This window comes from Pseudomonas sp. MDT1-17, from assembly GCF_054898105.1.
In genome coordinates this window covers 3768403-3784132 of sequence record NZ_JBUBVM010000001.1, presented here as the reverse complement: position 1 = coordinate 3784132, position 15730 = coordinate 3768403, and the positions used below count along the sequence as shown (strand labels likewise).

At 58.4% G+C, this 15730-nt stretch carries 15 protein-coding genes and 1 pseudogene; 4 read left to right on the top strand and 12 right to left on the bottom strand.

Features of this window, described 5'->3' with window-relative positions; genetic code table 11:
• Positions 1–26: 26 nt before the first annotated feature.
• From ACYZTX_RS17490 to ACYZTX_RS17455, 8 genes are all read right to left on the bottom strand, one after another.
• Positions 27–707: a C39 family peptidase gene (locus tag ACYZTX_RS17490; protein WP_462035126.1), complete on the bottom strand. Its 681-nt coding sequence runs from the start codon at positions 705–707 to the stop codon at positions 27–29.
• A gap of 63 nt (positions 708–770) precedes the next feature.
• Entirely contained in the window at positions 771–2219 is a 1449-nt protein-coding gene (locus tag ACYZTX_RS17485) for a heme utilization protein (protein ID WP_462035125.1), read from the bottom strand.
• 51 nt (positions 2220–2270) lie between these two features.
• Positions 2271–2843, bottom strand: coding sequence for an adhesin (locus ACYZTX_RS17480; RefSeq protein WP_462035124.1), 573 nt, complete (start codon positions 2841–2843; stop codon positions 2271–2273).
• A gap of 1 nt (position 2844) precedes the next feature.
• On the bottom strand, positions 2845–3282 hold the full coding sequence (locus tag ACYZTX_RS17475; protein WP_462035123.1) for a hypothetical protein: 438 nt from the start codon (positions 3280–3282) through the stop codon (positions 2845–2847).
• A gap of 333 nt (positions 3283–3615) precedes the next feature.
• Positions 3616–4140 carry an AAA family ATPase gene (locus tag ACYZTX_RS17470; RefSeq protein ID WP_462035122.1) on the bottom strand — a complete coding sequence of 175 codons (525 nt, stop codon included), beginning with the start codon at positions 4138–4140 and terminating at the stop codon, positions 3616–3618.
• Positions 4137–4700 (bottom strand): nicotinamide riboside transporter PnuC, encoded by a 564-nt coding sequence (gene pnuC, locus ACYZTX_RS17465; protein ID WP_462035121.1) that lies wholly within the window; start codon positions 4698–4700, stop codon positions 4137–4139. Before pnuC ends, ACYZTX_RS17470 begins: the two co-directional genes overlap by 4 nt.
• 468 nt (positions 4701–5168) lie before the next feature.
• The gene (locus ACYZTX_RS17460) at positions 5169–6227 is read right to left on the bottom strand and encodes an IS110 family RNA-guided transposase (protein ID WP_461972970.1); all 1059 of its coding nucleotides are present in this window, start codon (positions 6225–6227) and stop codon (positions 5169–5171) included.
• Between the two features lie 136 nt (positions 6228–6363).
• Positions 6364–7998, bottom strand: a complete 1635-nt coding sequence (locus tag ACYZTX_RS17455) for a methyl-accepting chemotaxis protein (RefSeq protein WP_462035120.1) — start codon at positions 7996–7998, stop codon at positions 6364–6366.
• 295 nt (positions 7999–8293) lie between these two features.
• Between ACYZTX_RS17455 and ACYZTX_RS17450 the strand changes: the two genes are divergently transcribed.
• Positions 8294–9124 (top strand): undecaprenyl-diphosphate phosphatase, encoded by an 831-nt coding sequence (locus ACYZTX_RS17450; protein ID WP_462035119.1) that lies wholly within the window; start codon positions 8294–8296, stop codon positions 9122–9124.
• Positions 9121–9549: a DUF1294 domain-containing protein gene (locus tag ACYZTX_RS17445; protein ID WP_462035118.1), complete on the top strand. Its 429-nt coding sequence runs from the start codon at positions 9121–9123 to the stop codon at positions 9547–9549. Before ACYZTX_RS17450 ends, ACYZTX_RS17445 begins: the two co-directional genes overlap by 4 nt.
• Here ACYZTX_RS17445 and ACYZTX_RS17440 read toward each other — a convergent pair.
• Both ACYZTX_RS17440 and ACYZTX_RS17435 read right to left on the bottom strand, forming a co-directional pair.
• Positions 9546–9905: an MmcQ/YjbR family DNA-binding protein gene (locus ACYZTX_RS17440; RefSeq protein ID WP_462035117.1), complete on the bottom strand. Its 360-nt coding sequence runs from the start codon at positions 9903–9905 to the stop codon at positions 9546–9548. The two genes, ACYZTX_RS17445 and ACYZTX_RS17440, sit on opposite strands and share 4 nt — an antisense overlap.
• On the bottom strand, positions 9902–10810 hold the full coding sequence (locus tag ACYZTX_RS17435; RefSeq protein ID WP_462035116.1) for a LysR substrate-binding domain-containing protein: 909 nt from the start codon (positions 10808–10810) through the stop codon (positions 9902–9904). The genes ACYZTX_RS17440 and ACYZTX_RS17435 overlap by 4 nt, the downstream gene beginning before the upstream one ends.
• Before the next feature lie 128 nt (positions 10811–10938).
• On the opposite strand from ACYZTX_RS17435, the gene ACYZTX_RS17430 reads away from it, so the two are divergent.
• Both ACYZTX_RS17430 and ACYZTX_RS17425 read left to right on the top strand, forming a co-directional pair.
• Positions 10939–11550 carry an FMN-dependent NADH-azoreductase gene (locus ACYZTX_RS17430; RefSeq protein ID WP_462035115.1) on the top strand — a complete coding sequence of 204 codons (612 nt, stop codon included), beginning with the start codon at positions 10939–10941 and terminating at the stop codon, positions 11548–11550.
• Positions 11551–11719: 169 nt separating this feature from the next.
• Positions 11720–12513, top strand: a pseudogene (locus tag ACYZTX_RS17425) (alpha/beta hydrolase family protein).
• Here the strand turns inward: ACYZTX_RS17425 and ACYZTX_RS17420 are convergent.
• Together ACYZTX_RS17420 and ACYZTX_RS17415 are read right to left on the bottom strand one after the other, a co-directional pair.
• Positions 12514–13704, bottom strand: coding sequence for an MFS transporter (locus tag ACYZTX_RS17420; RefSeq protein ID WP_462035114.1), 1191 nt, complete (start codon positions 13702–13704; stop codon positions 12514–12516).
• A gap of 217 nt (positions 13705–13921) precedes the next feature.
• Positions 13922–15511, bottom strand: coding sequence for an ABC-F family ATPase (locus tag ACYZTX_RS17415; RefSeq protein ID WP_462035113.1), 1590 nt, complete (start codon positions 15509–15511; stop codon positions 13922–13924).
• Between the last annotated feature and the right edge of the window lie 219 nt (positions 15512–15730).

Here is a 15730-nt window from a genome sequence, read left to right as displayed (position 1 = left end):
CTCCCGGAGCGTCATGCCCCTTGTTATTAGAAGAAGTCGCTTTGGATGAATCCGAAATCCATCAACTCTGCGTCTTGCACCGGGTTGAAGGTGTTGACGCGGTTCTTGGCGGTCAGTGGCAGGGGCGGGTCGAGCAAGGCATTGGTTTTGTCGTAGCCCTGGCCGATGACCGCAAAGATGATGCCGTTCCAGCCTTTGACAAAGTCGTCGACTTTGTAACGTTTATGACCGAGTACTGGGTCTCCGATATAGACCCAGCCGTTATGGACTCTTTGCATGACCACAAAATGTTTGTAGCCACGGATATCCAAGAGCACCACCACCGGAATCTTGATTTCGCTCAACGTTTCCGGCGCTACCCGGTAGCCACGGGCCCGCATACCGATACTTTCCACGTAATGCTTCATGTCGAGCATGGAGAAGCCCTGGACGCGGACAAGATCTTGATCGGAGTGTTCCAGCATGCCTTCGATGATTTGTTCTTCGTTTACGTCCAGCCAATAGGCCTGGCGCAATATGGTCGCCAGCGCAGCCGCGCCGCAACTGAAGTCGGTTTTCTGTTGCACCAGGTCGGAAAATTTGCGCTCGCGTACGCTCTGGATCGGCTTGTACACCAACGCGCCGCTCGGCAGAACGGAAAGTGGCATTTGTGCAGCCTCGCTCACACTGGTCACGCAAAGCAAAAATGCCAAGGCGATAATGCGCATAGTGGGATGCCTTCTGGTTGTGTTGAAAAAAGGCCCCCATAAGGGGGCCTCCAGAGACAGCAATTAGAACGATTGGTTGGCAATGGCCAGCGAGTTGCTTTGTTGGTTACCCACACCGGCAGCCACGTTGACCCCCAGGTTGCCACTGCCGCCATTCACCGAACCGCTCAGGGTTGCAGTGTTGGTCACAGGGTTGGCCCAGCCAGTTGGAGTCAGCACTTGATAGGAATAGGTGTTGCTCAAATCAAATGAACTGCTCTCACTGAAGCTTCCCGCTTTTGCGAACTCGGATTCGGACGATTGACTGGCCGATTTTTCGAACGAGGAGGCGTTCGATTTCTCGAACGACTTATCGAACGATTTTTCGAACGAGGAATTGCGCGATTTGTCGTACGAGGAGTCATGCGATTTGTCATACGAGGAGTCGCGAGAAATGTCGAACGAGGATTCGCGCGATTTTTCGAACGATTTGTCTACCGCTACGTCAAGCGTTGCGTCAAGCGATGCGCTAAGCGATGCCTCGGAACTCCTGCTGCGGGTGCGATCGCCAAAGCCATTGTTGACGGTAGTGGAACTGGAAGCCGCCCTCTCAACGTCCAAAGTAGCGCCCAAGGAAGCGCTCAAGGATGCACTCGAAGAACCGCTTGCACTACTGCTGTTGGAACCGCTCGCAGAACTGCTGTTAGAACCGCTCGCAGAACTGCTGTTGGAACCATTCGCATTGCTGGCGGAAGAACCGCTTACATCAATGCTTAGGGAACCGCTGCTATTAGAGCTGTTGGAACCGGCAGCGGCCCAACTCGAAGAAGCGCTTTCACTGCCGCTAATCTCGAATGACTTATCTTTAGAGAAGCTACCGCTGGCCGTGTTGGTAACCGTAATCGTATCCACACGGTACGTCCGATCGGCGTTGTTATTCACTGTCAGGCCAGGACCGTTTTGATTGGCAGAGGCGGTGGCTCTTGCGCTACCCAGCGGGGAGTTGGAGTTGGCAATTGCCATGGTGTTTTTCTGTTGGTTAAGGTCGCCGCCAGCAATGTTGATCCCCATATTGCCGTTGCTGCCATCGGCCGATCCGCTCATAACGGCAGAGTTTGTGGTGCCGTGGTTGTAGACCTTGTTGTTGTTGCTGTGTTGCTGGACTCTAGCGCTGGCGTTGGCATGGCCGAACACGAAGCTGTTATCGAGACTGGAGTCGGAGCCAGCGTTTGCGATGGCGGCCGCGTTGTCTTGTTGGTTGCCCGCGCCTGCTGCCACGTTGATGCCGACGTTGCCGCTCGAACCTGAGCCAGAGCTGCTCATCTCGGCTGAGTTCTGAGTCCCTTCGTTGTAGACGCGGTTGCCGGTACTGTTCTGCCTATCGCTCGCATTGGCGGTCGCGTCGGTTTGGATCCATATTGGACGAGGGGTGTGGTTGCCACCACGTCGATCGTTCTGACCAGCTTGTGCAGCAACAGCCAAGACCGCAGCAATTGCAAAAACCAGAGGCTTTATTGCCATCGAAGGTTTCATGGTGATTCTCCGTACTTATTTTAGGTTAAGTGTTGTTCTTACCTGTTTGGGTCAATCCATGACCCGTACGCTCAGAGTGTTGGCAGTTCGGTTTCCCACCCCGGCGCTCTGATTCAACTGGATCACCCCACGGCTACCGGTGAAAGCCTGGTCACTGGTAGTGACCTGGCGATAGCCTGGTGCAGAGTCAGTTGGATCGGAGTTGTAGAGCAGCGTCACGTTCTGTTGCATGAGGACGCTGTCGTCGATACTTTGCGGCTGTGCACTGATGCTGATCCGCAGCGCATTAGCTTGCTGGTTGCTGGCGCCCGCGCTCTGGTTGACACCCAACACGCCATTGCCATGGCTGAAGGAGTCGCCTTGAATGCTGGAGTGGGCATCCATCTTGGGGTCGACAATGGTGCGCAACCGTTGGCGAATCTCTGTGGCCGCGCTGGTGCCACGGCCATTGGCGATGGCCCGGGCGTTAGCCTGTTGCTGCAGGTCGCCGGCCGCCTGGTTGACCGCGAGGTTGCCCTGGTACTGCGCGCCCGAATTGTCGATGTCGGCGTTATTGATGACGGGGGATTGGGCGAAGGTCGATGCACTGCAAAACATGGCGATCATCAGCAACGTACGATTCATCTTAACGGTCTCCCGTCATGATTCTCAGAGCACCCAGGCCCTGCTGGACATTTGAATTGACCATGTTGGCAATGCCGTTGCCGGAATTGCCCGAACGCCCGGCGGGGAGGTTGGAAAGCTGGGTCTGGTTGCTGATATTGCCGCCCAGGTTATTGGTGTTTTGAGTCACCAGGCGGGAGATGCCTGCACCACTGGCGACGCCGGCAAAGTCACCGTCGCTCAACTCGTTGGTTTGAGCGAGGGTCTGTTTGGACGGGTTGGCGTTGACGGTCGTGGGGCTAGGGTCGGGCATCAACGGCGGGCGGGTTGCCATGCGCGGTTGGACATCACGTTTGATGATGATGATGCCGTTGTCAGCCTGTACAGGCAGGCAGACACTTGAGCCCAGTGCGCATCCGATCAGTAGAAAGCCAAAGAAGCTTTTATCAAATTTCCCCACGGCGGCAATTCCTTCTGTAAGTGGAACGCTGGACCCTTATCAGCGTTGCTAGGAAGAGAGCAGAAGGTGTGCCGGTTTTTGTTTTTCTTTTAAAAACAGTTGGTTGGCTTTAATTGTCGAGGTGGTCAAAGAATTTTTGTAACGCCACCGAGACAGAGCCACGCAAAAGCGCCGTCCATGCTGGCGACATTGCTCGCTTAGGGCGCTTAAGGCAGGTTGTATCAGTGGCTTAACATTTTCTTGGCGCAGCGCTTGGGCCGCTTTAGCTCGCAGGTTTGCGCAGGGGTGGGTGTTTCACGAATGGACATTTTCGGCAGGGGCGGGGGACCCCTGTCAGGCCTTGAGCAAGCGCGTCACAGCCTCGAATGCTGCGTCCTTGCGCTGTTTCCAATCACCTTGCAGTACCTGGCAAGGCTGGCGGTGCAGGTCAAGCCATTGGCGGCTGGCCTGGAAAAACGCCTGACGTTCTGCCAGTTGCGGTTGGCAACGCTGCCCGTCGTCATGCCAGGCCACGGTTTCAGGGCTCAGCAGCAAATGCAGGTCGTAGTGCCGTGCCAACAATTCTTGCTCAATCCACGTCGGGCAAGCGCCAAACAAAGTGCGACTCCAAAGGATGTTGCTTAAGAGGTGCGTATCGAGAATCAACAGTGACGGTTGCTTGGCGCGTGCGTCATCTTCCCAATTCAGCTGGCCCTGTGCTATGGATGAAATGTCATCGTAGTAGGTTTCGCGGGCTTCGCTTTCGATGAAGTGCCGAACGTACTCACCGACCAATATGCCGCCAAAGTTGGCGTGAATCTCACTCGAAAGCCAGCTTTTTCCGCTGGATTCGGGACCGGTGAGCACCAGAACTTTCATGTGCGCAACGCCGGATCGGCGCGCCATTCCCGCCAGCCTTGCACGGCAATCAAGGCGAACATTGCGTAGAGCCCGGCGGTCAGGTACAGCGCTTTGTAGATAAACAACCCGACGAAGATCACATCCAGGACGATCCACAGCGGCCAGCATTGAACGCGTTTTTGCGCCATCCACAACTGCGCCACAAGGCTGAAACCCGTCAGCGCCGCATCGAGCCAGGGTTGGGCGGCATCGGTCCAGTTCGCCATTGCAGCACCCAGCAACAGACTGCCGACCGCTCCAATGACCAGGCTGAAAGCGACCGATTTACCGTCGAGTTGGCTGACTTGCCGACCTTGGTGCGCGTCCCCCACGCGCGTCCACTGCCACCAGCCATAGAGCTGCAACGCGGCGTAGATCACCTGCAACAGCATGTCCGAGTAAAGCTTCACCTCAAAAAAGATCCAGCTATAAAGCAGCACCATGACCAGGCCGATCGGCCAGCACCAGGGGTTCTGTTTGACCGTCAACCAGACGGCAATGACACCGAGGGCAGCGGCAAACAGTTCAAGCCCGGACATGGAGGCTCCTTGGGGGAAGTCGAAGAGGGCGGCGATTGTAACGGTAGTCGCTACCGAGTAGAACCGGCGTGCGCTGACCTGTGTAGCAGCTGCCGAGCCCGCGAGGCTGCGTTCGGCTGCGTAGCAGTCGTAGATCCTGACACAGCGGTGTCTCAGGATGCCGGATCACGACTGCTTTGCAGCCGAACGCAGCCTCGCGGGCTCGGCAGCTGCTATGTATGGACTCGCCCCCACTGTCTACCCGCTTTTGAAAAAACCGTCGCCCCGTTGCATCTATGTATCAGGCCTATTCGTGGAAGCCGTCTTCGGCTTCTGGCCAAAATTGGAAAAGCTCGTGGTATGCCGATTACAGTCAGGCCTCGAAGGCCAGTAGCAGCTAAGGCATCAATCCACGCCGGTCTTACCTGGGGTCAATTTTCTTCAGCAAAGGGTCGGACAGTCAGTACCTCGGTGGCAGAACTCTGTCGCTCAGTGGCTCATCGTCGCTTGCTGGCCATCACCAGCGTGGCGACGATAAGTCTGGTCATTCTGTAGAAGCACCCAGACGATTCGCAGGTTGCGGTTGGCTAGCCTGATCGCAGCCTCCTTACGACCCAGCCGGCTCATCCAGCGCAACAAGCGGCGGTCATCGGGTTGCTGGGAATCAGGTCGTAGTTGTTGCAGCACCGCATGGGCTCCCTGGATCATCAGGCTGCGTAAATAAACATCGCCTCGCTTGGTCATGTCCCCCAGCCGGACCGTCTGCCCGCTGCTGTGCTGGTCAGGCACCATGCCAAAGTACGCGGCAAACTTGCGGGCATTGGGAAATCGCTCAGGCTTGGTTTCCTTGGCCACCAGTGCCGTGGCAGTGACTGGGCCGATGCCGCGCACAGTCATCAGTCGCTTCGCCGTCATGTCGGCGTTGGCGGCCACTTCCAGGCGTCCCGTCAGCACGCTGATGCGCTCGCCCAAATGGCGCCACTCGGCCAACAGTTCGTCGATCAGTTCACGCAGCAGGCCAGGCACCGGCTGGGTAGCATCTTCCAGTACCCGCGGAATTTTCTGGCTGATCGCAACATCGCCCTGCGCCAAGGCCACGCCGTGCTCGAGCAGCAGGCCGCGCATCTGATTACTTACCGCCGTGCGTCGACGCACATAGCCCTGACGGGCGCGATGCAGCGCCTGCATTGCCAGCGCCGCAACGCTTTTGACCGGTACTGCGCAGATTTTTTCATCGCGACCAGCCCGCAGAATCGCCAGCGCATCGTTGCGATCATTTTTAGGCCCGCTGCGGTGTGTGGCCACCAAACCGGCTGGAAGAATGCGCGCCAGATTGCCTTGGTCTTGCAGCTGCCGGGCCCAGGCTTGAGCGCCCGGACCGGTTTCCATCAAAACCACGACATGAGGCGGTAACTGTTGGAGAAACTCATAAAACGCCTCACGCGACTTGATCCGCTGCTCATAGCGCACCTGGCCGAGGACATCTTCACCGGCGACCTGAAAGACCTGCTTGGCCAGATCGACCGCCAAGGTTGTGCAGGCCGACAAATCGGAAGAAGACAGGGATTGATCAATCGAACTATGATTTTTCATGGACTCGCCCTCGCTGTCGTTGGCTGTTTAGACTGCCACCGTGGCGCATTGACGCCTCGGCTTGGGCGAGTCCATCCAATTACAAAGGCGGTTACACCCGGAACTGCTTCAGTAGACCGTTCAATTGCTCACTCAATTCCTTCAGATGAACGCTGGCCACGCTCGACTGTTCGGCCGCCAGCGCCGTGCTGTGGGACAAACCGGCTGCCTGGGTGACGTTCTGGTTGATGTCCTCGACCACATGCGCCTGTTGCAAGGTCGCGCTGGCGATGGAGGCGTTCAGCCCGTTGAGATTGCGCAGCGCCTGGCCAATGGCATTCAGGCTTGCACCCGCCAGGCCGGCCTGCTCGATGGTCAACTGCGATGCGCGGCTGCTGTCGCCGATCACTTTGACCGCCGCTTCGGAATGACTTTGCAGGCGTTCGATCATCGACTGGATCTCGGCCGTGGATTTCTGGGTACGCTGGGCCAGCAGTCGCACTTCATCGGCCACTACGGCAAAACCCCGACCTTGCTCGCCGGCCCGGGCGGCTTCGATGGCCGCGTTGAGGGCCAGCAGGTTGGTTTGCTCGGCGATGGAGCGGATCACTTCGAGGACGCTGCCGATCTGCGTGCTTTCGGCGGCCAGGGTGCGAATCACTTCGACCGCCTGATCGATGGTGGAGGACAACTTGTCGATCTGTTGCAGGCTGCCATCGATATTGACCTGGCCCTGCTGCGCCTGTGACTCGGCATCGCGCATTTCGCTGGCGGCGTGCTCGGCATTTTTCGCAACATCATGCACGCCATACGTCACTTCATTGATGGCGGTGGCCACCAATTCCATTTGTTGGGACTGCTGCTGGCTGCGTTGCTGGGCCTGGGCGGCGTCATTGCCCAGTTCGCTGGACGACTGGCCCAGGGCACTGGCGGACACTTGCAGTTCTTTGATCACCAGTCGCAGCTTGGCGGTGAAGGCGTTGAAGTGGCGTGCCAGTTGCGTGACTTCATCCTGGCCATGGGTGTCGAGGCTGTGGGTCAAGTCGCTCTCGCCGCTGGCGATGTTGGCCATGGCGTTCACAGTTTCCTGCAGTGGACGCACGATGCTGCGGGCAATCAGGATCACCAGCAGCGCCATGATCAGGGCAATCACCAGCCCAAAGAACGAAGCCTTCCAGACCTGGCCATAGAACTCGGCCTGCATGTCATCGATGTACACGCCCGAACCGATCACCCAGCCCCAGGGTTCGAACAGTTTGACGTAGGACGTTTTTTCTACCGGCGCGCTGGCCCCCGGTTTAGGCCAGCGATAGTCGACGGTGCCGGCCCCCTTGGACTTGGCGACGGCGACCATTTCGTTAAACAGGGCAAAGCCATCCGGGTCGCGGATCGCCGAGAGGTTCTGGCCATCGAGTTTCGGGTTGGCCGGGTGCATGATCATCACCGGCGTCAGGTCATTGATCCAGAAGTAGTCATTCTGGTCATAGCGCAGACCGCGAACGGCCGTCAGTGCCTGCTTCTGCGCGGCATCGCGGGTGAGCGTGCCAGCGGTTTCGAGATCGTGGTAATAGGTCAGGATACCGCTGGCGGTTTGCACCACATGCTGGGTTTTCTGAGCCTTGGCGTGGTACAGGTCATCGTGAATCTGCTTGAGCATCAAGACGCCCAACGTCATTAGCATCATCACGGCCACGATCAAAATGAGCCACAAACGTCGGCTGATCGACATACTGCGCAAGCTGTTCATAACGCTGTCACTCCGGTTTCTTTTTCTTGTAATAAATGATCACCAGCATCCAACCACACTTTGCCAATCGGCCATATCCGACCCAAGTCCAATTACGCGGCAGCGCTAATCGGACTTGTCTGTTAGGATTTCGGCCCCGCACGGAAAAACCTGAATCTAAGTTGATTTTTCACGGAATTTTTATGGTTTCGTCCGGATTCTATGTGCGCGGTGCAGCAGTGACGCTGACCGCAGTCAACGTTCTGGAAAAAATATTAACGGGGCATGCCATGGCGCATCGCTTCTTGGGGGATTGATGGATCTTTGGACTGCCTTTTCGGCATTGATTCTTGGGGTTGTAGAAGGGCTGACCGAATTTTTGCCGATTTCCAGTACCGGCCACCAGATCATCGTGGCTGACCTGCTCGACTTCGGTGGCGATCGGGCCATGGCCTTCAACATCATTATCCAGTTGGGGGCGATCCTGGCGGTGGTGTGGGAGTTTCGCCGCAAGATCTTCGACGTGGTCATCGGTTTGCCGACCCAGCCGAGCGCTCGACGCTTTACCGCGAACCTGCTGATTGCCTTCCTGCCGGCCGTGGTATTGGGGGTGATTTTCGCGGATCTGATCCACGAGTATCTGTTCAACCCGATCACCGTGGCCACGGCGTTGGTCGTGGGCGGTATCGTCATGCTGTGGGCTGAGCAGCGTCAGCATGAAGTGCATGCTCACACCGTCGACGAAATCACCTGGAAAGACGCCCTGAAAGTTGGCTTTGCCCAGTGCCTGGCAATGATTCCCGGGACCTCGCGTTCCGGCTCGACGATCATTGGCGGCTTGCTGTTCGGCTTGTCGCGCAAGACCGCCACCGAGTTTTCCTTCTTCCTGGCGATGCCGACCATGGTCGGCGCGGCGGTGTACTCGGGCTACAAGTATCGCGATCTGTTCGTTCCGTCTGATTTTCCGGTGTTCGCGATCGGTTTCGTCACGGCGTTCATCTTCGCGATGATTGCCGTTCGAGCCTTGCTCGTGTTCATCGGCAGCCACAGCTATGCGGCGTTTGCCTGGTATCGCATCGCATTCGGTCTGGTCATCCTGGCCACCTGGCAGTTCGGCTGGGTCGACTGGACCGCGGTCAAGCCATGAATGACGCCAGCGCGGGAAACAACCCCGGACGCAAGCCCGCTGGAGAGACCCGCAATCTTCAGCTGAAACTGCTGGTGTTCGCGGTCCTGTGCGCGCTGCCGCTGTTCGGCTCGATGTCGTTGTGGCTGCGCGGGGTTTCGGTGATTCCCCTGGCGGCGTACGGGATCGTCAGCGTGCTGGCGTTCTTCCTGTACTGGAGCGACAAGCGCAAAGCTCGCGCCGACCATTGGCGCACGCCAGAGAACGTGCTGCATGCGGTGGAACTCGCCGGCGGCTGGCCGGGCGCCTTACTGGCGCAGCAACTGTTTCGGCACAAGACGCGCAAAGTGTCGTTTCAGCTGATCTTCTGGGTGATCGTGCTGCTGCATCAAATATTCTGGATCGATCAATTGTTCCTGGGGGCCAATCTGCTGGCGCTGTTTTAAAGCAGCAGTCCGACCTGGGTACGCTTGGGCAACTTGCTCACCACCAATTGATGGGAACGTTGCAACAAGCCTTGCAGCTCTTCGGTGCCCACAGGGTAGGGCGTTTCCATGATGATCCACTGAGCCCGCGCCAGATACGGCGCCGGGCGGACTCCCGGGCGGTCGCAATGACCGAGAAACAAGTCCTTGTCGACCTTGAAGGCCAGGGAGTCGCCCCGCAGATTCTGCAAGGCGAACATCTTGTTCCCCGCAATCGAAAACACCCGCACGCCACCCCATTTGTAGTCTTCCCGCGCACCCGGCAGTGCGAGACAGAATTGCGCGACGTCCTCTTCGCTCATACGCTCAGCCTTCATATCAATCGGTCCCCACAGGCATTGAATGATTCGATCAAATGGTCGAGCCAGGCGCGTACGGCCGGCATCACCCCGCGCCGATGAGGGTAGACCGCTTGCAGCCAGCCGCCAGGCAACGACCAGTCGGGCAGCAACTGCACCAGCGAGCCGTTTTCCAGTTCCTGCTCGCAATACATCATCGGCAGCATCGTAAAACCCTGGCCGGCGAGGGTGCAGGCCTTGCGCACGATAAAGTCATCGATGCCCAGTCGCGCTTCGAGGGTGAGATCGCAGCTTTTGCCCTGTTGGTCGAGCATGCGTATATGAACCATGCGGTCGGCTTCCAGGGCGCCGAGCACCGGCAGGTTCTTCAGGTCTTCGGGGTGGTTGATTTCTCGTCCGTGCAAGAATGCAGGGCTGGCAACCATCGCCATCTGCGCCTGGCGCAAACGTCGGGTGACCAACAGCGGATCCTCATCGCCCAACTCACGCACCCGCAGTGCGACATCGACGCCCTCGGTCACCAGGTCGACGCGGCGGTTGAGCAGCATGACTTCCAGTTGAACCTGAGGAAACTTTTCAAGGAAATCGCTAATCACTGTCGGCAGAATTTGGTGGGCCAGCCCGACGGGGCAGGACACCCGCAAACGTCCGCGTGGTTCGCTGGACATGCTGGCGACGGCTTCATCCGCCATCTCGGCTTCCAGCAGCATCGCCTGACAGTGCCGCAGGTAGCGTTCGCCCACAGCGGTCAGCTTCAGTTGTCGGGTGGTGCGTTGCAACAGACGCGCGCCGAGGCGCTCTTCCAGCTCGGCGATGCGCCGTGATAACCGCGACTTGGGAATCCCGAGCAGACGCCCGGCCGCAGCGAAGCCACCGGCTTCAACCACCTTGGCGAAATAGTAAAGATCATTGAGGTCTTGCATGGTTGGGCTCGATTGTTCTATCAGTGGGACGAACTATCGCATTGTTGCGGTCTAATCATCTATTGGTTTCGCCTGTAGGATTCTCTCCATCAGATCGCCGCGTAGCGATCCTCACCTGGAGATCCCACATGAAACTGCTGCATATCGATTCAAGCATTCTTGGTGACAACTCGGCTTCCCGTCAGCTGAGCAGTGAAACCGTTAAAGCCTGGCAAATTGCCGAGCCGGCTGCTGTGGTGACCTACCGCGACCTGGCCGCTGATGCGATCAGCCACTTTTCCGCCACCACCCTGGTCGCCGCTGGTACTACCGCTGAACTGCGCAACGCCGCCCAGCAGCATGAAGCCGATCTGAGTGCCTCGACGCTGGCCGAATTCCTCGCCGCCGATGCCGTGGTGATTGCAGCCCCGATGTACAACTTCACTATCCCGACTCAACTCAAGGCCTGGATCGACCGCATCGCTGTTGCCGGTCAGACCTTCCGCTACACCGAAGCCGGCCCAGAAGGCCTGTGCGGTGGCAAGAAAGTCGTTATCGTATCGACTTCCGGCGGTCTGCATGCCGGTCAGGCCACTGGCGTGGCTCACGAAGAGTACTTGAAAGTGCTGTTCGGCTTCATCGGTATCACGGACATCGAGTTCGTCCGTGCCCATGGCCTTGCCTACGGCGACGAAGTCCGCACCAAAGCCATGAGCGACGCTCACACGCAAATCAGCGAGCAGTTGTTCGCCGCCGCGTAAGGCCTGCGTAAAGGAAATCAAACAGCGCGGGAAATACCTGAAAAACTCTGTATTCTGATCACGCAAGTGTCAGGTGCGGAGTTTTTTGTTTCTGGCTGTTTCATCTCCTGGCCCAAGTTATGCAGTCGAGGGTTACCGTCTCCGGTCAAGTAACCAGATGGAGCCTCCCATGGTGCGTCTTTGTGCAACGTTACTGATTTGCCTGCTCAGCAGCCTGAATACAGTGCACGCCGCGCCTGCGCCGCATCCTCACTGGAGCGCCGGCTTCCATGAGATGAGTTTTCTCGACCCGCTGGACTTGCAGCCGATGCGCGCCATCGCCTTCTATCCCTCCAGCGACCAGGAGCATTCCAGCAAAATCGAGGGCTACACGGTCGAAGTATGCTCGCGCCCTTCGTCAACGCCGATCAGGTCGGAGTGATCGGCTATTCGGCGGGAGGGGAGACGGCGCTGATTCTGTCCGGCTCGACACCAGACCTGGACCGTCTGCGTCGCTATTGTCAGGAGCGCCCGGACGACCGCGATGCCTGCAACACCCAAGGTGAATTGATTGTCGACCGTGATGACTTGCAACCGGTGGCTGACCCTAGGGTGTGCGCCTTGCTGCTGATGGCGCCGCTGAGCCTGAAGTTTGGCCGCCATACCCTGGCCGACGTGCATGTGCCGGTGCTGCTCTACAGCGGCGACGGCGACAAGCTGGTGGCGTTCGACAAGAATGCCGCCGCCCTGGCGCGCAAACTGCCGATAGCACCGGACTTCAAGTTGCTGGCCGGGGCAGGGCACTTCGTGTTCATGGCGCCTTGCAACGAAGAGCAGATCATCGCCATGCCGGCGCTGTGCACCGATGCCGATGGCGTCGACCGCAAAGACATCCATCGCACCCTGGTGTCCGAAGCCGGACGTTTCTTTTCTCATGCTCTGGGCAAACCGACCCGGGCCGGGATGCAAACCGCGGATCAGTAATCAGGCGCTCATCGCACGGCGTTTCAACAACAGTGTCAGGCCCAATCCTGCTACCGACAACAACGCCGCGCTGAAGAAAATCCACGTGTACCCCAGGTTCAACGCCACCGCGCCCATCAACGGCCCGGCAATCGCCAGCGCCAGATCGAAAAACACCGCGTAAGCACTCAGTCCCGCCCCGCGACTGGAGTTGGGCACTTGCTTGATCGCTTCGACCCCCAGCGCCGGATACACCAGCGACAGACCGAACCCGGTCAAGCCGGCGCCGATCAGCGCATAACCGGTCGAAGGCGCCAGCCATAGCAATGCAAGTCCCACCGTTTCAATGCTCATGCAGGCAATGGCCGAGGTGAATCCACCGAAACGGCTGATGCTGGAAATGAACAACAGCCGCGCCAGAATGAAACAGACACCGAACACCGTCAGGCAATAGGCTGCGCCGGCCCAGCCGCGGCTGACGTAATACAGGGTAATAAAGGTGGTCAACGTGCCGTAGCCGATAGAGGCGAGGCTCAGGCTGGCGCCGAACGGCGCAATGCGTCCGAACACCGCCCAGAACGGCAGGCGCTCGCCGCGTATCACCGGCACCGAAGGTTTGTTTCGAATCAGCAACAACGCCGCCAGCGCCAACACCGACAGCGCGATCCCAAGACTGGCGAATCCCAGCTCACCCACCATCACCACCCCCAGTGGCGCACCAATGGCGATGGCGCCGTAGGAGGCGATGCCGTTCCAGGAGATCGATCGCGCGGTGTGTTCAGCGCCCACCTGGCCCATGCACCAACTGATGGTGCCGACCCCGATCAGGCCTTGGGCAATCCCCAGCAACAATCGGCCAGCGATCAGGACCAACAGGCTCAGCAACGGAAAGCTTTGCAGCAGCGTTGAAATCAACGTCAGCACGCCGCTCAACACAATCCCCGATAAGCCGTAAACAATCGCTCGCTTGGTGCCGATGCTGTCCGACATACGCCCGGCCATCGGGCGGCTGAGCAGGGTGGCCAGGTATTGCGAGCCAATGGTCAGCCCCGCGATGATCGCGCTGAAACCCAGCTGTTCGTGGACATACCCCGGCAACACCGCAATCGGCAGGCCGATGCAGAGGAAGGCAATAAAGGTATAGAAGACGATGGAGACGATCTGCAGGGTGATCGCCGTGGAGCTTTGTGGTGGCAGTTGCTGCGCAGACATGAGGGCTCGTTCGCGGGCGGCGGTGGGAGAACTGCATCATGGCGCGGGCTGCAAATAAAAGGAAGCAGGCTAACGAAAATCAAAAGATCGCAGGCTGCGCCAGCTCCTACAAGGGTATGCATTCCAAGGTAGGAGCTGGCGCAGCCTGCGATCTTTTGATCTGCAGGCAATAAAAAGCCCCGTCACCAGGACAGGGCTTTTCAGTTAAAGCGAACGCTTAGAAAACGACGCCTTGACTACGCAGGTAGTCATCGTACGTGCCGCTAAAGTCGATCACGCCACTTGGGCTCAACTCGATAATACGGGTGGCCAGGGACGATACGAACTCACGGTCGTGGCTGACGAAGATCAGCGTGCCCGGGTAGTTCTCCAGCGCCAGGTTCAGCGCTTCGATGGATTCCATGTCCAAGTGGTTGGTCGGTTCGTCCATGATCAGCACGTTCGGCTTTTGCAGGATCAGCTTGCCGAACAGCATGCGACCTTGCTCACCACCGGAAATCACCTTGACCGACTTCAGAATCTCGTCGTTGGAGAACAGCATCCGGCCGAGGGTGCCGCGAACGATTTGCTCGCCGCCCTGGGTCCACTGGCCCATCCAGTCGAACAGGTTGCAGTCGTCTTCGAAGTCGTGCGCGTGGTCCTGGGCGTAGTAGCCCAGTTCCGCGGCGTCGGTCCACTTCACGGTGCCGGCATCCGGGGTCAGTTCGTTGACCAGGGTGCGCAGCAAGGTGGTTTTACCGATACCGTTCGGGCCGATGATCGCGACGCGCTCGCCAGCTTCAACAACGAAGCTGAAGTCCTTGAACAGCGGTTTGCCGTCGAAACCTTTAGCCATGCGCTCGACGATGACCGCCTGACGGTGCAGTTTCTTGGTTTGCTCGAAGCGAATGAACGGGCTCACACGGCTCGAAGGCTTGACCTCGGCCAGCTGGATCTTGTCGATCGCCTTGGCGCGGGAAGTGGCCTGCTTGGCTTTCGAGGCGTTGGCCGAGAAGCGGCTGACGAACGATTGCAGTTCCGAGATCTGCGCTTTCTTCTTGGCGTTGTCCGACAGCAGTTGCTCGCGGGACTGGGTCGCCACGGTCATGTACTCGTCGTAGTTGCCCGGGAACAGGCGCAGCTCGCCGTAATCCAGGTCAGCCATGTGGGTGCACACGCTGTTCAGGAAGTGACGGTCGTGAGAGATGATGATCATCAGGCTGGAGCGCTGGGTCAGAATGTTTTCCAGCCAGCGGATCGTGTTGATGTCCAGGTGGTTGGTCGGTTCGTCGAGCAACAGCACTTCAGGATCGGAGAACAGCGCCTGAGCCAGCAATACGCGCAGTTTCCAGCCTGGGGACACTTCGCTCATCGGGCCGAAGTGCTGCTCGATGCCGATACCCAGGCCCAGCAACAGTTCGCCGGCACGGGATTCGGCGGTGTAGCCGTCCATTTCGGCGAACTCGGTTTCCAGCTCTGCCACGGCCATGCCGTCTTCTTCGGTCATTTCCGGCAGCGAGTAGATGCGGTCGCGCTCGGCCTTGACCTTCCACAGCTCTTCGTGACCCATGATCACGGTATCGATCACTGTGAATTCTTCGTAAGCGAACTGGTCCTGGCGCAATTTACCCAGACGCACGTTCGGCTCGAGCATGACCTGGCCGCCGGACGGCTCGAGGTCGTCGCCGAGGATTTTCATGAAAGTCGACTTGCCGCAACCGTTGGCGCCGATCAGGCCGTAGCGGTTGCCCGCGGCGAATTTGACCGAAACGTTTTCGAATAGCGGCTTGGCGCCGAACTGCATCGTGATGTTAGCTGTAGAGATCAAAGGTTTTTCCTGCGAAGCATTCAGAGTAGCTAGGGTTGCGGCAGTACCGATTCAGTACCCGTTTCCGGTATTCGAACCACAGGAAATGCATCCCGGTCAGAAGCGGAAGGTCCATCTGGCAATAAGTGGACAGCAGCATATGGAGCGCTTGGCCCGAGTCGAAGTGCGCTGAGACGGGGTTCATTCCCGTCATCAACCAAGGGGGGCGCGTAATGTTTG

Excerpts from the sequence above, each read along its gene's own strand:
- ACYZTX_RS17490 (WP_462035126.1), bottom strand. The coding sequence starts at position 707 with ATGCGCATTATCGCCTTGGCATTTTTGCTTTGCGTGACCAGTGTGAGC.
- ACYZTX_RS17485 (WP_462035125.1), bottom strand. The coding sequence starts at position 2,219 with ATGAAACCTTCGATGGCAATAAAGCCTCTGGTTTTTGCAATTGCTGCG.
- ACYZTX_RS17480 (WP_462035124.1), bottom strand. The coding sequence starts at position 2,843 with ATGAATCGTACGTTGCTGATGATCGCCATGTTTTGCAGTGCATCGACC.
- ACYZTX_RS17470 (WP_462035122.1), bottom strand. The coding sequence starts at position 4,140 with ATGAAAGTTCTGGTGCTCACCGGTCCCGAATCCAGCGGAAAAAGCTGG.
- pnuC (WP_462035121.1), bottom strand. The coding sequence starts at position 4,700 with ATGTCCGGGCTTGAACTGTTTGCCGCTGCCCTCGGTGTCATTGCCGTC.
- ACYZTX_RS17455 (WP_462035120.1), bottom strand. The coding sequence starts at position 7,998 with ATGAACAGCTTGCGCAGTATGTCGATCAGCCGACGTTTGTGGCTCATT.
- ACYZTX_RS17450 (WP_462035119.1), top strand. The coding sequence starts at position 8,294 with ATGGATCTTTGGACTGCCTTTTCGGCATTGATTCTTGGGGTTGTAGAA.
- ACYZTX_RS17445 (WP_462035118.1), top strand. The coding sequence starts at position 9,121 with ATGAATGACGCCAGCGCGGGAAACAACCCCGGACGCAAGCCCGCTGGA.
- ACYZTX_RS17440 (WP_462035117.1), bottom strand. The coding sequence starts at position 9,905 with ATGAAGGCTGAGCGTATGAGCGAAGAGGACGTCGCGCAATTCTGTCTC.
- ACYZTX_RS17435 (WP_462035116.1), bottom strand. The coding sequence starts at position 10,810 with ATGCAAGACCTCAATGATCTTTACTATTTCGCCAAGGTGGTTGAAGCC.
- ACYZTX_RS17430 (WP_462035115.1), top strand. The coding sequence starts at position 10,939 with ATGAAACTGCTGCATATCGATTCAAGCATTCTTGGTGACAACTCGGCT.
- ACYZTX_RS17420 (WP_462035114.1), bottom strand. The coding sequence starts at position 13,704 with ATGTCTGCGCAGCAACTGCCACCACAAAGCTCCACGGCGATCACCCTG.